At 43.2% G+C, this 21,962-nt stretch carries 19 protein-coding genes; all 19 read left to right on the top strand.

The window, feature by feature from the left end; all coding sequences use genetic code 11:
* Positions 1-8: 8 nt before the first annotated feature.
* Entirely contained in the window at positions 9-425 is a 417-nt protein-coding gene (locus K5Q34_RS02525; protein WP_002936007.1) for a F0F1 ATP synthase subunit epsilon, read from the top strand.
* Between the two features lie 59 nt (positions 426-484).
* Positions 485-709: a DUF1146 family protein gene (locus tag K5Q34_RS02520; RefSeq protein WP_012775178.1), complete on the top strand. Its 225-nt coding sequence runs from the start codon at positions 485-487 to the stop codon at positions 707-709.
* A 23-nt stretch (positions 710-732) separates the two neighbouring features.
* Positions 733-2,016 (top strand): UDP-N-acetylglucosamine 1-carboxyvinyltransferase, encoded by a 1,284-nt coding sequence (gene murA, locus K5Q34_RS02515; RefSeq protein WP_105212401.1) that lies wholly within the window; start codon positions 733-735, stop codon positions 2,014-2,016.
* Positions 2,009-2,200, top strand: a complete 192-nt coding sequence (locus K5Q34_RS02510) for a DNA-directed RNA polymerase subunit beta (protein ID WP_012775177.1) — start codon at positions 2,009-2,011, stop codon at positions 2,198-2,200. Before murA ends, K5Q34_RS02510 begins: the two co-directional genes overlap by 8 nt.
* A gap of 29 nt (positions 2,201-2,229) precedes the next feature.
* On the top strand, positions 2,230-3,069 hold the full coding sequence (locus K5Q34_RS02505) for a DNA/RNA non-specific endonuclease (protein ID WP_136670375.1): 840 nt from the start codon (positions 2,230-2,232) through the stop codon (positions 3,067-3,069).
* Positions 3,070-3,255: 186 nt separating this feature from the next.
* Positions 3,256-4,809 carry an MFS transporter gene (locus tag K5Q34_RS02500; protein WP_024394643.1) on the top strand — a complete coding sequence of 518 codons (1,554 nt, stop codon included), beginning with the start codon at positions 3,256-3,258 and terminating at the stop codon, positions 4,807-4,809.
* A gap of 55 nt (positions 4,810-4,864) precedes the next feature.
* Positions 4,865-5,893, top strand: coding sequence for a sugar kinase (locus tag K5Q34_RS02495; protein ID WP_172114606.1), 1,029 nt, complete (start codon positions 4,865-4,867; stop codon positions 5,891-5,893).
* A gap of 15 nt (positions 5,894-5,908) precedes the next feature.
* Positions 5,909-7,708, top strand: coding sequence for a beta-glucuronidase (gene uidA, locus K5Q34_RS02490; RefSeq protein WP_221864451.1), 1,800 nt, complete (start codon positions 5,909-5,911; stop codon positions 7,706-7,708).
* Between the two features lie 45 nt (positions 7,709-7,753).
* Positions 7,754-8,470, top strand: a complete 717-nt coding sequence (locus tag K5Q34_RS02485; protein WP_221864450.1) for a FadR/GntR family transcriptional regulator — start codon at positions 7,754-7,756, stop codon at positions 8,468-8,470.
* A gap of 122 nt (positions 8,471-8,592) precedes the next feature.
* Positions 8,593-9,213, top strand: coding sequence for a bifunctional 4-hydroxy-2-oxoglutarate aldolase/2-dehydro-3-deoxy-phosphogluconate aldolase (locus K5Q34_RS02480; RefSeq protein WP_221864449.1), 621 nt, complete (start codon positions 8,593-8,595; stop codon positions 9,211-9,213).
* Position 9,214: 1 nt separating this feature from the next.
* Complete coding sequence (gene uxaC, locus K5Q34_RS02475; protein ID WP_221864448.1) at positions 9,215-10,615, top strand: glucuronate isomerase; 1,401 nt, start codon at positions 9,215-9,217, stop codon at positions 10,613-10,615.
* Positions 10,616-10,628: 13 nt separating this feature from the next.
* Positions 10,629-11,729: a mannonate dehydratase gene (locus K5Q34_RS02470; protein ID WP_221864447.1), complete on the top strand. Its 1,101-nt coding sequence runs from the start codon at positions 10,629-10,631 to the stop codon at positions 11,727-11,729.
* Position 11,730: 1 nt separating this feature from the next.
* Complete coding sequence (locus K5Q34_RS02465; RefSeq protein WP_205027217.1) at positions 11,731-12,570, top strand: SDR family oxidoreductase; 840 nt, start codon at positions 11,731-11,733, stop codon at positions 12,568-12,570.
* Positions 12,570-13,370, top strand: a complete 801-nt coding sequence (locus K5Q34_RS02460; RefSeq protein ID WP_221864446.1) for an HAD family hydrolase — start codon at positions 12,570-12,572, stop codon at positions 13,368-13,370. The genes K5Q34_RS02465 and K5Q34_RS02460 overlap by 1 nt, the downstream gene beginning before the upstream one ends.
* Before the next feature lie 195 nt (positions 13,371-13,565).
* Complete coding sequence (locus tag K5Q34_RS02455) at positions 13,566-15,356, top strand: glycoside hydrolase family 3 protein (protein WP_105135025.1); 1,791 nt, start codon at positions 13,566-13,568, stop codon at positions 15,354-15,356.
* Between the two features lie 10 nt (positions 15,357-15,366).
* Positions 15,367-17,091, top strand: a complete 1,725-nt coding sequence (locus K5Q34_RS02450; RefSeq protein ID WP_221864445.1) for a glycoside hydrolase family 3 protein — start codon at positions 15,367-15,369, stop codon at positions 17,089-17,091.
* A 450-nt stretch (positions 17,092-17,541) separates the two neighbouring features.
* Complete coding sequence (gene pheS, locus K5Q34_RS02445; RefSeq protein ID WP_172114617.1) at positions 17,542-18,585, top strand: phenylalanine--tRNA ligase subunit alpha; 1,044 nt, start codon at positions 17,542-17,544, stop codon at positions 18,583-18,585.
* Between the two features lie 419 nt (positions 18,586-19,004).
* The gene (locus K5Q34_RS02440) at positions 19,005-19,526 is read left to right on the top strand and encodes a GNAT family N-acetyltransferase (protein ID WP_221864444.1); all 522 of its coding nucleotides are present in this window, start codon (positions 19,005-19,007) and stop codon (positions 19,524-19,526) included.
* Position 19,527: 1 nt separating this feature from the next.
* A complete protein-coding gene (gene pheT, locus K5Q34_RS02435) occupies positions 19,528-21,927 on the top strand; it encodes a phenylalanine--tRNA ligase subunit beta (RefSeq protein ID WP_221864443.1) in 2,400 nt (799 codons plus the stop codon).
* Positions 21,928-21,962 lie beyond the last annotated feature (35 nt).

Below are 21,962 nucleotides of genomic sequence, written 5' to 3'. Positions count from 1 at the left end.
GGTGGCTTATGGGACAAATGACTGTACAAATCGTAACACCAGACGGTATCAAATATGACCATCATGCAGCATTTGTTTTGGTCAAAACGGTTGATGGTGAGATGGGTGTCTATTCTGGACATGAAGAACTGATTGCAGTTTTGGAAATCGGTGAAATGAAGGTGCGTCGTGTTGATGATGAAAACCATGTAGACTGGATTGCGGTCAATGGTGGAATCATTGAAGTCAACAAGGATATTATTACGGTCATTTCTGATTCCGCTGAGCGGGAACGGGATATTGATATTAGTCGTGCGGAACGTGCCAAATTGCGCGCGGAACGTGAATTGGAAGAAGCACAGACCGCTCGTAATATTGATATGGAGATGCGTGCAACAGTCGCCCTCCAACGTGCGATAAATCGTATTCGTGTTGGAAAACATTAATCTATATGGGATTGAACTTGGTTCAGTTCCATTTTTTAATTTCATGGTATAATGGAAACATGGTAATTTCAATTTTACAGTTTTTTAGTCATATATTGTTTATCTATCTGGCTCATCATCTCTTGGTTACAACAGTTGATTGGTCACGGTGGTTGAAGGTGACGGGGGACAATCAGCGTAAAATCAATTTGCTGATTCTCTTTCTGGCAATAGCACTAGGGTACTTGGTCTCGACTTTCTTTTTAGAATTGTTGATGATGGGACGCTCTTTTGCAAATATGTGATTTAAGTAAGAAAAGGATAAGAAATGGATACAATTATTGTTACAGGTAGTAAAAACGGTTTGAAAGGACAGGTTGAGATTGAGGGGGCGAAGAATGCCGTTCTGCCTTTATTGGCAGCAACAGTTCTAGCAAGTCAAGGGCAAACCAAATTGACTCAGGTTCCTATTTTGTCTGATGTCTATACAATGAATAATGTTGTACGTGGTCTGGGAGTTCGTGTGAAATTTGACGAGGAAACAAAGACTATCGATATTGACGCAACAGGTAAACTTGGTAGCGAAACTCCTTATAAGTATGTGAGTCAAATGCGTGCCTCTATTGTTATTCTTGGTCCGATTTTGGCACGCAATGGTTATGCAAAGGTTTCTATGCCAGGAGGTTGTACAATTGGTAGTCGTCCAATAGATTTGCACTTAAAAGGTTTGCAAGCTATGGGGGTTAAAATTAAACAGCGAGCTGGTTATATTGAAGCGAGTGCAGATAACTTGCAGGGAGCTCATATCTATCTGGATTTCCCAAGTGTTGGGGCAACGCAAAACTTGATGATGGCTGCAACTCTGGCGCAGGGCACAACGGTATTGGAAAATGCAGCGCGAGAACCTGAAATTGTTGACTTGGCTATTTTCCTAAACAAAATGGGGGCTAAAGTTAAGGGGGCAGGCACAGAGACGATTACGGTTACTGGTGTAGAAGAATTGACTGGCGCAGAACACCAAGTGGTGCAAGATCGTATCGAAGCGGGTACCTTTATGGTGGCAGCGGCAATGACTGGTGGCGATGTCTTGGTGAAGGATGCTGTCTGGGAGCACAACCGTCCACTCATTTCTAAGATGTTGGAAATGGGAGTTGAGGTGACGGAAGAAGCTGAAGGGATTCGAGTTCGTTCGCAAGTGGATAAGCTTAAACCTGTAACAGTAAAAACCTTGCCACACCCAGGCTTCCCAACGGATATGCAGGCTCAATTTACAGCCCTAATGGCAGTTGCAAAGGGTGAATCTACCATGATTGAAACGGTATTTGAGAATCGTTTCCAGCATTTGGAAGAAATGCGTCGGATGGATTTGCATTCGGAAATTTTACGAGATACAGCTATCATCACGGGAGGACAAGCTCTGCAAGGTGCTCAGGTTATGTCTACTGATTTACGAGCAAGTGCCGCTTTGATTCTGGCTGGTTTGGTTGCTGAAGGTGAGACGATTGTAGGTAAATTAACGCACTTAGACCGAGGTTACTATCGTTTTCATGAGAAATTAGCTGCTTTAGGTGCAACGATTGAACGTGTGAGTGGAGAAGATGAAAATGGATAAGGATAATCTTAGCTATGTTGGTAAAAATTTAATTTTAGTAGCAGTTGTTTTGTTGATTGCTATTTTGGTGTTTATTTTAGGATTAATGGTTGGTTACGGTGTCATAGGAGATGGAGACAATGTATTTGCGGTGTTGTCACCAGCTAAGTGGCAAGAACTAATCGGTAAATTTACAGGAAAGTAGGCTGGACCTGCTTTTTTGATGGAGAGAAAATGGCGAAGAAAAATGTAAAAAAACAAGCAATGAGTCTGCTCAGCTTATTGGCTACGATTGTTGTAGTAGCGGGGGGCTATCTTTTAAGTGATAACAAGAGCAGTAAGGTTGCTGATTATTCCTATTATGTCAATCAGTCTAAGGCAAGTGAGAGCACACCTAGTCAGGAACTGGCTAGTTCGGTATTGACAGAAGATGTAAAAAAACAACTGGGGAATTCGATTGAATGGAATGGTGCTGGAGCATTTATTATTAACGGGAATCAAACGGATTTAGATGCATCGGTTGCCAGTGTTCCTTATGGTGATAATAAGACAAAAACAGTCCAGGGAGAAACGGTTCCAACAGTAGCCAATGCGCTTTTAGCCAAATCTACACGTCAGTATAAGGACCGTGAAGAAACAGGAAATGGTCGGACTTCTTGGACACCTGCGGGATGGCACCAGGTCCATGATTTAACTGGAGAATATGACCATGCAGTGGACCGTGGTCACCTCCTAGGTTATGCTTTGATTGGTGGATTGTCTGGTTTCGATGCTTCAACCAGCAATCCTAAGAATATTGCAGTTCAAACAGCTTGGTCCAACCAAGCTAACGACCAAACTTCAACTGGGCAGAATTATTTTGAAAGTCAGATTCGGCGGGCCTTGGATAAAAATAAGCGTGTCCGCTATCGTGTGACCTTGGTGTATGCTGAGAGTGAAGACCTTGTTCCTGTCGGAAGCCATCTAGAGGCAAAAGCAGCAGATGGTAGCCTAGAGTTCAATGTGTTCGTTCCAAATGTGCAGAGTGGTCTCAGTATCAACTATCATAGTGGGGAAATTACGGTGAATCAATAAATAGTCAGACGAATTCTCTCTTGCCAAATCAAATATATCAGACGATTTTCACGTAAAATCGTCTTTTTTTGCGTATAATTAAAAATATTTATAAAAACAGTTGACAAATCATCTGATGAATATTAGAATATAGTTAAAGAAAACGCTTACGACTTTGTCGTAGAAAACATTTAGGAGGAATTTCCAATGGAAAAACATGTTGAGCAACGTGTCGAAGACGTTACTTATAACAAAGCCAAGTTATGGCAAATCATATTATTTGCGATGAACAATTCATCGACGAATATTTACTTGGTTGCCTTTACTTTTGTGACTTATTTATCGACAGGTGTGCTTGGTCTTGCAGCCCTGTTTGTTAGTCAACTCATGGGCTATATTCGTATCTTTGATGGTTTCATTGATCCTACAATCGGAGTTATCATTGATAAAACGGATACTAAGTTTGGTAAATATCGTCCTATCTTGGTTTTGGGGAATATCATTACAGCAGCTTCTCTTTTTATGATGTTAGGTTTAAGTGGAGTTAGTGAGAGTCTCCGTCTTCCTCTATTCATCCTTGTTTTGATTATCCATAAAATTGGTTATTCATTGCAACAGACCATTACAAAAGCAGGACAAGTTGCGCTTACCAATGATCCAAAGCAACGTCCAATCTTTAATATTGTTGATGGTATTGCCACAACTGTGTTGATGACTGGTAGTCAGGTTGTTGTGTCAGGGACATTGGTTCCGAAACATGGCGGTTTCACCCCAAGTTTCTTTCAAGAATTGTTCCTCGGTGTAGTAGTAATCTCAGCTGTTCTGGGTATTCTTGCTATTATCGGTATTTGGGAGAAAGACAATAAGAAATACTTTGGTCTTGGTGAGAAGACACAAGAAACTAAGTTGAAAGACTACTGGAAAGTTATCAAAGGAAACAAACCTTTGCAGGTTCTTTCAATCTCTGCAGCCTTTGTAAAATTTGTTGCCCAACTGTTTGGAGATTCCGTTATCGGAGTTATGCTGTATGGTATTATCTTCGGTGACTATGCTCTTTCTGGAAAAATGTCTATGCTTTTGATTTTGCCAGGTATTCTTGTAACAGTTGGTGCTGCGCAATTGGCTCGTCGTAAAGGTTTACGTTTTGCCTATATTACAGCGCTTCAACTTGGGATTGCTGGTCTTGTAACCTTGGCAGCAATGCTCTTTTCAGCTAAACCAGGTATGTTGGATTTGACAAATTGGAATCTCTACACAATCGGTTTCTTTGTTGTTTATATCATTGCTCGCTACGCATCTAGTGCTCCATCTGGTTTGGTATTGACCATGGGTGCGGATATTACAGACTATGAAACTTCAGTATCTGGTCGTTACTTGTCAGGTATGATTGGGACTATCTTCTCATTGACAGACTCAATTGCTTCTTCATTTGCCCCAATGGTTGTTGGATTTGTATTAGCAGGTATCGGTTTTGGTAAAGAGTACCCAACTGTTGAAACAGCATTCTCAACAGATTTGAGAATGGCACTGATTGTCCTGTTGACAGTGATTCCAGCAGCAGTATTGAGCGTATCCTTGTTCTTGATGAAATTCTACAAACTAGACCGTGAAGAAATGGCTCGTATTCAAGAGAAAATCCATGTTATGAAAGCGGCAAAAGATGAAGAACGTGTGCGTGCGATTGCGAAAAATGTTCCATTATCTGATATGGATTATGTTGATGTAACTCAATATAAGGTTGATCAATACGACGATAAATAATACATTAACGACCTAGTTGGAGGATACCAGCTGGGTCTTTCATCTAGGAGGCGGTATGAAAAAAATCTTAGCGTTTGGAGAAGTTTTGTTGCGGCTATCTCCTCCTCATTATCAGACCTTAACACAGGCCACGAGTTTAGATTGTCAATTTGGTGGTTCGGAGTTGAATGTTTTAGCCAGCTTGGCTCAGCTTGGTCACTCAGTCGAGTTGGTGACGGCACTGCCTAAGAATGAAGTGGGAAAAATGGCAGAACACTTTCTTTTTGCACGGCAGATTGGACAGAAATATGTGATTCGACAAGAGGGAAGGCTGGGGCTTTATTATTATCAAAAGGGTTTCTCTCTGAGACCTAGCCAGGTGACCTACGACCGTGATTATTCTGCTTTCAGCCTATCCAAGGGAGAAGACTATGATTTGGAAGGCATGTTTGACGGTGTTGATTGGTTTCATGTGAGTGGTATAACGGTCGCTTTGAATCCAGATATTTATCGACTGACTTTTCGTTTGATGGAAATGGCAAAGGGGCAGGGTGTTAAGGTTTCCTTTGACTTGAATTATCGAGAAAGTTTGTGGTCTTCTTTTGAAGAAGCGAGGGAGAAATTATCTCCTTTTGTGAAATTGGCAGATATTTGCTTTGGTCTAGAGCCTATTCAACTTTTCAATGAATTTGGAAAAGATGTGAAGGATGAATTGGGGTTGAAGCGCCCTTATGAAAATAAAGAAGTCTTGTTGGCGGTGGTTAAAGGTCTGGCGGAGACTTATTCTTTGCAAAGTCTTGCTTTTACCCAGAGGGAAATGACCTACAATAATGAATATTTGCTGAAAGCATACTTGTATCAAGATGGTATTCTTTATGAAACGGAAAAAGAATCCATTCAAGTTTTGGACCGAGTTGGGACAGGGGATGCCTTTACAGCAGGAATTATTTTGGGCTATTTGCAGGAAAAAACGCTACAGGAAATAGTTGACTTGGGGATGGCTAGTTTTCAATTCAAGCATACCATTGAAGGGGACATTAATGTCATCAGTCAATCAGATATTGATTTGCTATTGAAAAAAGGGTCACGTGAAATAAAACGATAGAAAGAAGGAAAAAGTATGTTGTATCCTATACAAACAAAAACACGCTCAGTTTATTCTTTAAATGGAATATGGGCATTTAAGCAAGGGAATAATGATGTTCATACTCTGTTAGATACAGATGAAGTAATGGTTGTACCGAGTTCCTTTAATGATGTTGTTGTCGATAAAGCAAAGCGCTGTTTTGTCGGAGATAATTGGTATGAACTCACGGTGGCTCTTCCTGTCGTATCAGCTGATGAAGAGTTGGTTGTGCGCTTTGGTTCGGTGACGCATCAGGCTAAAGTATATGCAGACGGTCAGCTAATCGGGGAGCACAAGGGTGGTTTCACACCTTTTGAATGCTTGATTCCATCAAACTTATACGACGCTGACCAATTCCGTTTGACAGTCTGTGCCAATAATGAGTTGAATTACACAACCCTTCCAGTAGGGAATTATAGTGAAGAAGTGGATGAGAATGGTCAAGTTGTAAAGACAGTCAAGGAAAATTTTGACTTTTTCAACTATGCTGGTATCCAGCGGACAGTCCATCTCTATAAACGTCCAAAAAATAGGATTGAGGATATTGTTATTCGGACGGAGCTAAATCAAGATTTGACTCAGGCTGTAGTAAATGTTGATGTGAAGACAGTTGGGCAGTACGATTTCATCCGTATTCATATTTTAGATCAAGTGGGACAGGAAGTAGGTCTTCTTGAAAATGGACAAATGGTCATTGAACATCCACGCCTTTGGGAAGTCTTGGATGCCTATCTCTATACTGCTAAAGTTGAATTATTTGATGGAGAAAACTTGCTAGATACCTACTCAGAACAATTCGGCATTCGTAGTGTTGCTGTTGAAAATGGGCAGTTTTTTATCAATGGAAAACCTTTCTATTTCAAGGGATTTGGTAAACACGAAGATACCTTTATTAATGGTCGTGGTTTCAATGAAGCAGCCAATCTGATGGATTTGAACTTACTGAAGGATATTGGAGCAAATTCTTTTAGGACATCTCATTATCCCTATTCTGAGGAAATGATGCGGCTGGCAGATCGTTTGGGAATCGTTGTCCTTGATGAAGTGCCAGCAGTTGGCCTGTTCCTGCTTTTCAATGCAGCCTTGAATTTGACAGGTGATTCTGAAGAAGTAAAAAATACTTGGGAAGTTATGCAAACCAAGGAGGCTCATGAGCTTGTGATTGATGAATTGATAGCGCGTGATAAGAATCATCCTTCTGTAGTGATGTGGGTTGTTGCCAATGAACCGGCAGGGCATGAAAAGGGAGCACGTGCTTACTTTGAACCACTGATTCAGCGCATGAGGGACAGGGATCCTTCTAAGCGTCCTGTGACCTTGGTCAATATTATGACAGCAACGCCTGATAAGGATGAGGTTATGGATTTGGTCGATGTTGTCTGTCTCAATCGTTACTATGGCTGGTATGTTGCTCATGGTGACTTGAAAGAGGCAGAGAAAGGGCTCCGTCAAGAGTTGGAGACTTGGCAAAAACTTTATCCTGACAAGCCGATTTTGATTACGGAATATGGTGCAGATACTCTTCCAGGTTTGCATTCGATGTGGGATATTCCTTATACAGAGGAATTTCAGGTGGATTACTATGATATGAACCATCGAGTCTTTGATTCTATTCCTAATTTAGTTGGCGAGCAGGTTTGGAATTTTGCTGATTTTGAAACCACGGTTGGTATTATTCGGATTCAAGGAAATCATAAGGGGTTATTCTCACGGAATCGTCAACCGAAGCAAATTGTTAGAGAAATAAAGAAACGTTGGACTGCCATTCCAAACTACCATTATAAGAGGAAATGAGCTATAATAGTAGCAAATAGAAAGTTGTATTGGAGGACCAAGCACATGGCGAAACCCTTGGTAGAAAAAGCATCGGAACGCTTATTGGAATTGATTTTGGAAAGAGGATATGAAGTTGGTGACAAGCTTCCAAATGAGTATGAATTGGCCCAAGATTTAGAAGTTGGACGTTCGACTGTTCGTGAGGCTGTTCGAAGTTTGGCTACTCGAAATATTCTGGAGGTGCGCCAAGGGTCGGGAACCTATATCAGCTCTAAAAAAGGAGTATCAGAGGATCCCCTAGGTTTTTCTTTGGTAAGAGACCGTGTAAAGTTGACGACAGATTTGTTTGAAGTGCGGTATTTGCTTGAACCGAGAATTGCGGAGCGTGTCGCTCAATTTGCCTCGGACGAAGATATTGCTCGACTAGAAGAAATTGTCCTTGCTATTGAAGAGGCCGTTGCTGCTGGAGACACGAAGCATCTGGAGTTGGATGTGAAATTCCACTGTATGCTGGCTGAGATGAGTGGGAATCTGGCAATGACTAGTCTGATGCCAGTCATTAATCAATCTATTCATCTGATCAATGAAAATTACTCAAATCGTCAGATGAAATCGGATAGTTTACAGGCCCACAGGAACATCTTAATGGCTATCAAGCAACGCCACCCTGTTGCAGCATATGATAGCATGTTAGCACATATAATATCAGTAAGACAGGTTGTTTTAAGCGAATGGTTCGATAAAGATATGACCTTGCATGGTCTCAATGATCGTAAATAGAAATACAAAATAGACTGCCCAGAAGAATTCTTCTGGGTATTTTTTGCTTTTTTATTGACAAATCATCTGATGAATTGTATACTATAGCTATAAATGACAACGCTTTCTAATTGGAGGTCAAGATGTTAAAGCAATTAAAAGAAAATTACTTTTTCGCAGTGATTCGCGGAAAAGATGAAGAAGATGCGAAAGAAATCGCTCGCCATGCGATTTTGGGAGGTATTCGAAATATTGAAATTACATTTTCGACTCCAAATGCAGCGACAGTTATCAAAGAATTACAAGAGGAGTTCTCAGACGATTCTTCCGTAGTCATCGGGGCGGGAACAGTAATGAATCTTAAGCTGGCACAAGCGGCCATTGATGCAGGTGCTAGTTTCCTGGTTAGTCCTCATTTTGATAAAGAAATTCAAGACTTGGCGCAAGAGGCTGAGGTATTCTACTTCCCAGGCTGTGCAACTGCAACAGAGATTGTCACAGCTAGTCAGGCGGGATGTCCTATTATCAAGCTTTTCCCTGGTGGCGTATTGGGGCCTGGATTTATCAAGGATATTCACAGTCCTGTACCCCAAGTGGATTTGATGCCTTCTGGTGGCGTATCGGTTGAAAATGTTGCAGATTGGAAAAAGGCAGGTGCTTGTGCTGTTGGAGTCGGTTCGGCTCTGGCAAGTCGAGTGCAGGCTGAAGGCTATGAAAGTGTAACGACGATTGCTCGCAGTTTTGTTGCAGCTTTGGAGGGATGAAATGAGTTTTAATGATACAAACTTTATGCTAAAAAATGAGCCTGCTAAGGAGCTTTACGGGAAAATAGCAGAACTTCCTATCTATGATTTCCATTGCCACTTGGATCCTAAGGAAATTTTTGAAGATAAGGTTTATGAAGATATCGTTGATCTGTGGCTGGGGGGTGACCATTATAAGTGGCGCTTGATGCGGGCTAATGGTATCTCAGAGGAAGAAATCACAGGTTCAGCAAGTAAATTAGATAAGTTTAAGGCTTGGGCAAGAACCTTGGAACGGGCTTTCGGAAATCCTCTCTATCATTGGAGTCATTTGGAATTGCGACAGGTTTTCGGTGTTGAGGAATTGTTGACCGAAGAAAATGCAGAGCGACTCTATCATCAGCTCAATGCCTATTTGCAAGACCATCAAGTTAGTCCACGAAAGCTAATTGCGGATGCTAGGGTGACCTTTATTGGGACAACTGACCATCCACTAGATAGCTTGGAATGGCATAAGTGCTTGGCTGAGGACCCAACTATAGATACTGTAGTGGCACCAACTTTCCGTCCAGATGAAGCCTTTATAGAACATCGAAATTTCAATCCATTTATTAAACGCTTGGAAGAAGTAACAGGGGTAGCAGTAAGAGACTTTGCAAGTTTTGTAGAGGCACTTGGTCAGCGCGTTTCCTATTTTGCTCAACACGGTTGCCGAGCAAGTGACATCAGTTTTACGGCTATTTCATACGAAGAAGCAAGCCTTGAAGAGCTTGATGATATTTTACTAGCAAGACTTGCAGGTAAAGAGGCTGGCCAATCCAGTATCAATAAATGGCAGACAGCCATCTTTAGAGAATTGTGCCGATTGTACAAGAAACATGGTTTTGTGACACAAGTTCACTTTGGTGCCTTACGGAATAACCATACCGGACTGTTTGAAAAACTTGGAGCAGATGTAGGTGTGGATTCGATTGGAGACCAGACATGTCTGACTGTGAATTTGAATCGTTTGTTAGATAACTTGGTCAAGGAAAATGCCCTCCCAAAAATGATTTGGTACAATCTCAATCCAAGTTACAACATTGCTCTGGCCAATACTTTGGCGAATTTCCAGTCCAATGAGGAAGGGCTTCGTAGCCAGCTACAATTTGGTGCTGGTTGGTGGTTCAATGACACCAAGTTGGGCATGATTGACCAGATGAATGCCTATGCAGAACAGGGCATGCTTGCTAATTTTGTTGGGATGTTAACCGATTCGCGTAGCTTTTTATCTTATCAACGGCATGATTATTTCAGACGCATTTTAGCGACTTATGTCGGCCAATGGATTGTTGATGAAGAAGTGCCTGAAGATTACAATCGTTTAGGGCGGTTTGTAGAAGCCATATCCTATTACAATGCCAAAGAATTTTTTGAACAATAAAGGAGAGTAAATCATGAAAATGTCATTTCGATGGTATGGGAAAAAGGATCCTGTGACACTTGAAGAGATTAAGGCGATCCCTGGTATGCAGGGGATTGTGACTGCTGTCTATGATGTGCCAGTTGGTCAAGCTTGGCCCCTTGAAAACATACTAGAGCTGAAAAAAATGGTAGAAGAGGCAGGACTTGAAATTACTGTTATTGAATCCATTCCTGTCCATGAAGACATCAAACAAGGGAAGTCAAATCGCGATGAGTTAATCGAAAACTATAAAACTTCCATCCGTAATGTCGGGGCTGCAGGCATTCCAGTTGTATGCTACAATTTCATGCCTGTGTTTGACTGGACCCGTTCGGACTTGCACCACCCACTTCCAGATGGTTCAACCTCTTTGGCTTTCCTCAAGTCTGATTTGGCAGGTGTTGATCCTGTGGCGGATGATTTGAACTTACCAGGTTGGGATTCATCCTATTCCAAGGAAGAAATGAAGGCTATTATCGAAAATTATCGTCAGAATATTTCCGAAGAAGATTTATGGGCGAATTTGGAGTATTTTATCAAGGCGATTATGCCAACGGCTGAGGAGGCTGGCGTCAAAATGGCCATTCACCCTGATGATCCTCCCTACGGAATCTTTGGTTTACCGCGCATCATCACTGGTCAAGAAGCCGTTGAACGATTTTTGAATCTCTATGATTCAGAGCACAATGGAATTACCATGTGTGTCGGATCCTATGCTTCTAATCCGAAAAATGATGTCCTTGCCATGACAGAATATGCTCTCAAACGCAATCGCATCAATTTTATGCATACGCGCAATGTGACGGCAGGTGCTTGGGGCTTCCAAGAAACTGCACATTTGTCACAGGCTGGTGACATTGACATGAACGCTGTTGTTAAATTATTGGTAAACTATGACTGGACTGGTGCCTTGCGTCCAGACCACGGTCGTCGTATCTGGGGAGACCAGACCAAGACACCTGGTTATGGTCTGTATGACCGAGCTCTTGGGGCAACCTACTTTAACGGTCTCTATGAAGCCAATATGCGAGCAGCAGGCAAGACACCAGATTTTGGAATTACAGTCAAAACAGTTGGAAATAAGGAGAGCTAATATGTCACGTGTTATTGAGTTTAAGGATAAGGTTGTTGTTATTACAGGTGCAGGAGGCGTTCTTTGTGGCTATTTGGCAAAAGAATTTGCTAAGGCGGGTGCAAAGGTTGCGCTTTTGGACTTGAATGAGGCTGCGGCTCAGGTCTTTGTTGATGAGATTGCAGCAACAGGTGGTGTTGCAAAAGCCTATAAATCTAACGTTCTTTCTAAGGAAAATTTGGAAGAAGTTCGCCAGCAAGTCCTAGCAGATTTTGGTCCTGTAGATATTTTAATCAATGGTGCAGGAGGCAATAATCCCAAAGCGACAACGGACAATGAGTTCCATGAAGTGGGTCTTCCAGCGGATACGAAAACCTTCTTTGACCTAGATGAGGCAGGGATTAACTTTGTTTTCAATCTGAATTATCTAGGAACCTTATTGCCAACACAGGTCTTTGCACAGGATATGATTGGTCGGTCGGGAGCAAATATTATCAATATTTCCAGCATGAATGCCTTTACTCCTTTGACAAAAATTCCAGCCTATTCAGGTGCCAAGGCTGCTATTAGTAATTTTACCCAATGGTTAGCAGTCCATTTTTCAAAAGTTGGCATCCGCTGTAATGCGATTGCGCCTGGATTCTTGGTTACCAACCAAAACCGTGGTTTGCTATTCGACGAGTCAGGTCAACCGACCGCACGTGCCAACAAGATTTTGACCAATACCCCAATGGGACGGTTTGGTGAAGCCGAAGAGTTGGTCGGAGGGGTCTTCTTCTTGGCGGATGAGAATTTGGCAAGTTTTGTCAACGGTGTTGTTTTACCGATTGACGGTGGCTTCTCAGCCTATTCAGGAGTCTAATGATGAAGATGGAATACGTATTTTGTGTGGACTCTGATGGCTGCGCCATGGACACCATGACCTACAAACATAAACTTTTTTTCGGCCCCTTGGCTGCAGATGTTTTTGATGTCAAAGATAAAGAACCGTTTTTAGCTGAATGGAATCGAGTCAATCTCTACTCTCGAGAACGTGGCATTAACCGCTTTGTCGGCTTGGTTAAAGGTTTAGAATTTGCAGGTGTGACGGGTATAGACAACTTGAAAAATTGGGTCGCGACCACAGATTCTTTGTCAAATGCTTCTCTGGAAAGATTGATAGAGGAGCAGCCGTCTAAAGATTTGGAACTCGCTTTAAAATGGTCCACTCAAGTCAATCAAGCCATTAAGCATTATAGCGGTCCTGTTTTAGCCTTCATCGGCGTTCACAAGGGCTTGGAAAAATTGAGCCAGTTAGGAAAAGTCTACGTGGTTTCTTCTGCTAATAAGGAAGCAGTAGAAGAAGAGTGGACAGACCAAGGTTTGATGGACTATGTTACAGAATTGTACTGTCAAGACCGTGGTAAGAAAGAAGATGTCATTAAACTGTTAATAGAGGAAGGGTATTGTCCTGATAAGATTATGATGATTGGTGACTCGCCTGGTGATTTGAAGGCGGCGGAATTGAACGGTGTCCATTTCTATCCTATTTTAGTAGGACGAGAGATGCAATCTTGGGCAGATTTGACAGAAACGATTGCAGATGAATTTGCTCATCAAGCATTCACAGATGAGAAAGAAACAGAATTGATACAGGCATTTTGGAATAATTTAGACGACTAGAGAGAAGGGGGAGCAGGAAAGAACTCGACCATTCAAAGAAGAGTTCGTCTTCCTGCCCCCGCACAGTTGATTAGGTCAGATTTGGAGTGTAGTACACGAACAAATCTGCCAATCAACCACTGCGCTGAGATGTTGACACTAACTTTGAGAAGTAGTGTTAGGACTTTTTACTCAGTTTCTTTTTTGGAGGCAAATATGACACATTTAGTAGATTTACGGAAGAAACCTTACAACCTTGACGAAGAGGCTATTTCTTGGATTGAAGAAACCATTGCTCAGATGACCTTGGATGAAAAAATCGGTCATCTCTTTGTCAACATGGGGAGCCAGCGGACGGAAGAATATCTGATTGGAGTATTAAATGATTATAAGATTGCTGCTGTTCGTTACAATCCTGGACCTGCTGCAGATATTTGGGAGCAAAACTATATTTTGCAGACCAAGTCTAAGATTCCTCTCTTGATTGCAGCCAATACCGAATCTGGTGGGAATGGTGCTGTTACGGATGGAACGAAAATTGGGGATGAAATCAAGATTGCTGCGACAGCCGATCCCCGCTATGCTTATGAAATGGGGAAAGTTGCAGGACTTGAAGCAGCTGCGGTAGGCTGCAATGCCTCCTTTGCACCGATTATGGACCTCAGCCGTAATTGGCGCAATCCAATCATTGCAAACCGAACTTGGGGAGCTAATGTAGACCAAGTCATTGAATTATCCAAAGAATACATGCGTGGCATTATGGAACACGGCATTGTGCCGTTTGCTAAGCATTTTCCAGGCGATGGTATTGATGAACGTGATCATCATCTCTCTTTTGCTTCGAATCCCATGACCAAATCTGAATGGATGGAAACATTTGGACGGATTTACGGTAAGATGGCTGACGCAGGTCTTCCAGGTATTATGGCGGGGCACATTCATTTGCCAAATGTTGAGAAAGAAATGCATCCAGAACGTGAATTGGATGACATGTTGCCAGCTTCGCTGAATAAAACCCTCTTGGATGAATTGCTTCGTGGAGAGTTGGGTTATAATGGAGCCATCGTCACGGATGCCAGTCATATGATTGGTATGACGGCTTCTATGCCGCGTCGTGAGCTATTGCCTACAGCTATTGAGGCAGGATGCGATCTTTTCCTTTTCTTCAATGATCCAGAAGAAGATTTGCAATGGATGAAAGAAGGATTGGAAAATGGTCTGCTTTCTGAGGAACGCCTCCATGATGCCCTTCGTCGTACCTTGGGCTTGAAAGCTAAACTCGGTCTTCACTTGTTTGAAGGTCGTCGTCAGGAAATCATGTTGCCAAAAGAAGAAGCGCTGGATTTGATTGGTAGAGATGAGGCGAAACAGCTTGCAAAAGAAGTAGCTGACAAGGCGATTACCTTGGTAAAAGCCAAACAAGAAGGAATTTTCCCTGTCAATCCAGAACGCTACAAACGGATTTTATTGGTCGAAGTGGATGGCTATAAGGGTGGTTTTGGCGCCATGATCAATGCTGGTAAGAAGAGAGCAGCCGATATGCTGAAAGAACTATTAGAAGCTCGAGGTCACCAAGTATCTATCTGGGAAAATACAGAAGCACGGATTGCCAAATTGCCAGAAGAAGAAAGACCAGCAGCGATTGCAAATGTCTATGCTTCCAAGCGTCCTATTGCCGAAATCACAGATAACTATGATTTGATTATCAATTTAGTCGATGTCAACTCAGGCGGGACAACTCAGCGGATTATTTGGCCAGCTGCCAAGGGAACACCAGACCAGCCTTTCTATGTTCACGAAATTCCAACCATTGTTGTCTCTGTTCAGCACCCATTTGCACTTGCAGATATGCCACAGGTTGCAACCTATATCAATGCCTATGATGGCTTGCCTGTCACTTTAGAAGCCTTGGTTGCCAAACTAGCAGGAGAGTCAGCATTCACAGGGGTATCGCCTGTAGATGCCTACTGTGGTTTGGTAGATACACGTATTTGGCGAGGAAAATAAGGAGGAAATAATGCCTAGATTGGTTGATTTGCGGAAGAAACCCTATTGTTTGGATGAAGAGCAGATTGCTTGGGTGGAAACTACCTTGGCTCATCTGACTGATGAAGAAAAAATCGGTCAATTGTTTGTTAATCTATTCTTCTTCGGAGGAGATGCTTTTAGCGGAAATAATTTGAGTAATCAGGAATTGATGAATCGATACCACATAGGTGGCGCACGCTATATGAATGGTAGTCCAGAACAGGTACAAGGACTGATTAACGAGTTGCAAAGCTATTCAAAAGTACCTCTCTTGGTTGCAGCGAACTGCGACTCAGGTGGAGATGGAGCTGTGAAAGGAGGAACCTATATTTCCTCAGGTGCTCAATCGGAAGCCAGTCGGGATCCTCGTATCCCCTACCTAGCAGGTCTCGTATCTGCGCGCGAGGAGACTGCATTAGGTGTAAATGTCAACTTTGACCCTTGCGTGGACATTGTTCAGAATTGGCGCAATACTATTGTCAATACCAGAGCCTACGGCACCAATGCTGATGATGTGATTGCCTATACCAGTGCCTATTTAGAAGGATTGACTGCTGAAAGAGATGTGATTCAATGTATCAAGCATTTCCCAGGAGATGGTACAGAAGAACGTGATCAGCACCTAGTCCTCGGTGTCAATGAGCTCTCCCCAGAAGAATGGGACAAGAGTTTTGGTCGTGTCTATCGTCATCATATTGAAGCTGGTGTTGAGATGATTATGGCGGGTCATATAGCTCTGCCCTACTATCATCAAACATTGAATCCAAGTTTGAAAGACGAAGATATTTTGCCTGCAACACTAGCTCCCGAATTGATTCAAGATTTATTGAAAGAAAAACTGGAATTCAATGGCTTGGTCATAACAGATGCCAGCCACATGTTGGGGATGACAGCAGCGATGCGTCGTGAAGATTATGTCCCAGCAGCCATTGCTGCGGGTTGCGATATGTTCTTATTCTTCAATAACTTAGAAGAAGATTTTGGATTTATGCTCAATGGCTACCGCAAGGGAGTGATTACTGAAGAACGCCTTCATGATGCTCTCCGTCGCATTTTAGGTCTGAAAGCCAAACTCAATCTGCATATCAAGCAAGCAGAAGGAAACTTACTAAAATCAGCTGATGAATTGGCTATTATCGGCTGTGAAGAACACTTGGCTTGGCAACGTGAAGCAGCAGATAAGGCGATTACCTTGTTGAAAGATACACAGAAAAATCTTCCAATCAGTCCAGAAACCCATCGCAGAATCCGTTTGTATTACCTAGAAGGCGAAAAAGAAGGGATTATGGCGGCAAGTACAGAAGTGGTTGATAACCTTAAAGCTGCCCTAGAGGCGCGTGGTTATGAAGTGACTGTCAATGATGGCACAACTCGAATCAAAGGAAAAACGCTGCAATACCGAGAAGAAGTTGATCTAGCCTTGACTGTTGCCAATGTCATTGGATACGGAGCGCAGAATAACTATCGTATCCAGTGGAAAACAGCCATGTCCAATGAAGTTCCTTGGTATGTACATGAAGTTCCAACCATTTTCGTTTCGCTAAACTATACAACTCACCTTCACGATGTTACCATGGTCAAAACTGCTATCAATGCCTACCATCATAATAAAAACACGATCGAATCCCTCCTTGATAAATTAGAAGGAAAAGATACATTCTATGGTGTGCCAAATGAGAATGTTTGGGCCAATAAATGGCAGGCAAAACTATAAGAACCTGTATCAACAGTTTAGCACTTTCATCTAAGGCTAGTTTTTTCAAAATACTATCTTTATGAGCGAAAAACTAGTTCAAGTGCCTCGCTTGTAAGTACATGTTCTAAATGTAAACTCCTTTCTATCCTAGATAGAGGGAGTTTTCTAGGAAGATTTCTTGCCAAACTTTCTTATTTTTGATAGAATATTCTTAATTGAATAGAAGTCTGTGAGACTAGTACACCTATGGAAACTGCCCAGGGAGTTGAGCCGTGACTGCAAGCTCAATCAGTGAAAGTTGGTCGAATTCACTCACGCAAGGACTTAGAACCTTTATTCACCGTGCGACACTTCACTTGTGAATACTGGTTCATGGAACTAAGGTCTGCCTAGCAGATGAAAACGGATGGTACCGCGTGACAACGCTCCGATACGAGTGGTGTCATGCGTTTTTTTATTGGAGGAATTATGTCAAACATTGAACAACAGTTGGCTGAATTAAGCCAAACTACACTTGAAAAGTTAAAAGAAATCCAGCACCAAGGAGAAAAAGAACTACAAGACCTGCGTGTTGCGGTTTTGGGTAAAAAAGGGTCCTTGACTGACTTGTTGAAAGGCTTGAAAGACCTATCTAACGACATGAAACCAATCGTTGGTAAGCAGGTCAATGAAGTACGTGATGTGCTGACAGCTGCCTTTGAAGAAACAGCTCAGAAGGTTGCAGCAGCCAAAATTCAACAGCAATTAGCTTCAGAAACCATTGATGTAACCTTGCCAGGTCGCCAGGTCAAGGTCGGAAAACGCCATGTCTTGACTCAGACTTCTGAAGAAATCGAAGATATTTTCTTGGGCATGGGCTTCCAAATCGTTGACGGATTTGAAGTGGAAAAAGACTACTACAACTTTGAGCGCATGAATTTACCAAAAGACCACCCAGCACGTGATATGCAAGATACCTTCTATATCACCGAAGAAATCCTTATGCGGACCCATACGTCGCCTGTTCAGGCACGGACCATGGACCAGCATGATTTCTCAAAAGGTGCTTTGAAGATGATTTCACCAGGTCGTGTTTTCCGTCGTGATACGGATGATGCGACCCACAGCCACCAGTTCCACCAGATTGAAGGCTTGGTTGTCGGTGAAAATGTATCCATGGGGGATCTCAAGGGAACTTTGGAAATGATTATCAAGAAAATGTTTGGAGAAGAGCGTCAGATTCGTCTCCGTCCATCATACTTCCCATTCACAGAGCCATCTGTTGAGGTGGATGTTTCCTGCTTCAAGTGTGGTGGTGACGGCTGTAACGTATGTAAGAAAACAGGCTGGATTGAAATCCTCGGTGCCGGCATGGTCCACCCACAAGTATTGGAAATGAGTGGGATTGACTCAACCAGGTACTCTGGCTTTGCCTTCGGTCTCGGTCAGGAACGCATTGCCATGCTCCGTTACGGTATCAATGATATTCGTGGATTCTATCAAGGCGATGTACGATTCTCGGAGCAATTTTGATGTGAGCCCTGTTTCTGATACTGAAAGTATTTAGAAACAGGACGGAAGTCGCTATAGCGGTCTTCCTACTCCCCTCACTAGTTCTAAGGTTGAAAAAGTATCGTTTTCAACCTTAGAACGTCGTAACTCCGCAGGAGTGAGTAGAAGGAAATCGTATTAAGCGACTTCCCTAGCTACCTTACTAGTATTTCAAGCAAAAAATATTGTTTTGCTTGAAATCCGTCGTAATCTGATAAAGTTAGTAAATTGTTGTTTGAGAGAAACGGTAGCCGCTCTAGCGGTCTACCTACTCCCCTCACTAGTTCTAAGGTTGAAAAAGTATCATTTTCAACCTTAGAACGTCGTAACTCCGCAGGAGTGAGTAGAAGGAAATCGTATTAAGCGACTTCCCTAGCCCAGTTAGAAAAGAAAGACAAGAGATGCAGATTGACCCAATACAATTAGAAGAAGTTTCTATTCTACAAGACCTTGCTAAGCAGACTTTTGCCGAGACCTTTGCTCACGATAATGACCCGAAAGAACTGGAGGCATTCTTCGAGGAAGCTTATTCCATGGAGGTCTTGACTAGTGAGTTATCGGATTCCAACTGCCAGTACTATTTTCTAAGAGTAGATCATCAGATAGCTGGTTATCTCAAGCTTAACCAGGGTCCTGCTCAGACAGAACAGGAGCTGGAAAATGCCTTTGAAATCCAGCGGATCTATCTCTTAAAGGCCTATCAAGGTCAAGGGTTGGGTAAGAAACTTTTTGAGTTTGCTTTGGAAAAAGCAGAGCAGTCAAGCTGTGATTGGGTCTGGCTGGGAGTTTGGGAACATAATTACAAGGCTCAGAAATTCTATTCCAAATACGGATTTGAAAAATTTGGCCAGCATGAATTTGCGGTCGGTGATAAGATAGATGTGGATTGGCTACTAAAACGGTCTTTGCACCAGAAAGGATAATATGTTAGTAAGTTACAAATGGTTAAAAGAACTCGTTGACTTTGATGCGACAAGCCATGACTTGTCTGAAAAAATGTCAACAACAGGGATTGAGGTAGAAGGGGTTGAGCAAAAGAGTGCTGGCCTGTCTAAGTTGGTTGTGGGTCAGGTTGTGTCTGCTGAGCCAATTCCTGATACCCACCTCAACATCTGCCAGGTCAATGTCGGTGAGGAAGTTACGCAAATCGTTTGCGGTGCTCCAAATGTCAAGCCTGGCATCAAGGTAATCGTTGCTCTGCCAGGAGCTCGTATCGCTGGCAACTACAAGATCAAGAAAGGCAAAATCCGCGGAGTTGAGTCCTTGGGTATGCTCTGCTCATTGAGCGAAATCGGCGTGTCCGACTCTGTGGTGCCAAAAATTTATGCGGACGGAATCTACCATCTGCCTGAAGATGCAGTCGTGGGTGAGCCAGTCTTTTCATACCTGGACCTCGACGACGAGATTATCGAGCTGTCTATCACGCCAAACCGTGCCGACGCCCTCTCTATGCGTGGCGTGGCTCACGAAGTGGCCGCTATCTATGACAGCAAGGTCAACTTCAAGCCTGTGACCTTGGAGGAAAGCGACAAGAAGGCCAGCGATGTGATTGAAGTAGCCATTGAGTCAGACAAGGTGGCTGCTTACACGGCTCGTGTCATTGAAAATGTGACTATCGCACCGAGCCCACAGTGGTTGCAAAACCTGCTCATGAACGCAGGTATCCGCCCGCTCAACAATGTGGTGGACATCACCAACTACATCTTGCTCTACTTCGGTCAGCCAATGCATGCCTTTGACTTTGACAAGTTTGACGGTAAGAAAATCGTAGCTCGTCAGGCAAAAGAGGGTGAAAACTTGGTAACTCTTGACGGCGAAGAGCGTGACTTGATTACTGATGACATCGTCATTTCCGTTGCGGACAAGGCAGTTGCCCTCGGTGGTGTCATGGGTGGTGCCAACACAGAGATTGACAACAACTCTAAGACGGTTGTGCTGGAAGCTGCCCTCTTTGACGGCAAGTCTATCCGCAAGACCTCAGGTCGCCTCAACCTTCGCTCAGAGTCCTCTTCTCGCTTTGAAAAAGGCATCAACGTGGCAAACTTGACGGAGGCTATGGATACAGCAGCCGCTATGATTGCGGAACTAGCTGGCGGTCAGGTCTTGTCTGGCATCGTTTCTGCGGGCAGCGTGGACACTTCGGATGTCCCAGTCACAGCGACTATTGATTACGTTAACCGCTCGCTCGGGACCAATCTGGACTATGCCCAAATCGCAGACATTTTCCGTCGTTTAGGTATGGAAACAACTGGCGATGCAAGTCAGTTTACAGTCGCAGTACCGCGTCGTCGTTGGGACATTCGCATCCCAGCAGACTTGGTAGAGGAAATCGCACGTATCTATGGCTATAATAATCTACCGACCACTCTTCCGAAAGAGGACGGAACAGCAGGCGAGTTGACCCTGACCCAGAACATCCGTCGCCAAGTGCGTAGCCTGGCAGAAGGTGCAGGACTGACAGAAATTATTTCTTATGCCCTAACAACACCTGAAAAGGCAGTTGAGTTTGCAGCTCGTCCAACCACAGTCACCGAACTCATGTGGCCGATGACCGTTGACCGCTCTGCCCTCCGTCAAAACATGGTGTCTGGTATGCTGGAAACGGTAGCCTACAACGTGGCTCGTAAGAACAAGAACTTGGCCCTCTACGAAATCGGTAAAATCTTTGAACAGTCTGGCAATCCAAAAGAAGACCTGCCACAAGAAATCAACAAGTTCGCCCTTGTCTTGACTGGCTTGGTAGCTGAGAAAGACTTCCAGACACCTGCTGTACCAGTTGATTTCTTCCATGCCAAAGGTATTTTGGAAGCTATCTTTGGTCACTACAAGTTAGCAGTTGACTTTGTGGCGACCAGTGAGATTGCTGCCCTGCACCCAGGTCGGACAGCTGAAATTCATTTGAATGGGGCGGTAATCGGCTTTGTCGGTCAGGTACACCCTCAAACGGCTAAGGATTACGGTATTCCTGAGACTTACGTGGCTGAAATCAATCTGGATGCGATTGAAGAAGCCCTCCAGCCTGCTCAGCCATTTACGGAAATCTCCAAATTCCCAGCGGTTAGCCGTGATATTGCCCTACTTTTGAGCAGTGATGTCAAGCATCAGGATGTCCTGGATGCTATTGCCGGTGCCGGTGTCAAACGCTTGACTAAGGTGACCCTCTTTGACGTTTACGCGGGTAGCAATATTGAGGCTGGTAAGAAGTCTATGGCTTACAACCTGACCTTCCAAAATCCTGCGGACAGCCTGACGGATGAGGAAGTGGCTAAGTACATGGAGAAAATCAGTAAGTCGCTCGAAGCACTTGGTGCTGAGATTCGTTAATTTTTAGATATTGTGAAATCCTAGTCTGTGGGCTA

Source organism: Streptococcus sp. 2018110 (assembly GCF_019754115.1).
GTDB lineage: Bacteria > Bacillota > Bacilli > Lactobacillales > Streptococcaceae > Streptococcus > Streptococcus hashimotonensis.
This window is presented reverse-complemented; position numbering and strand designations above follow the sequence as displayed.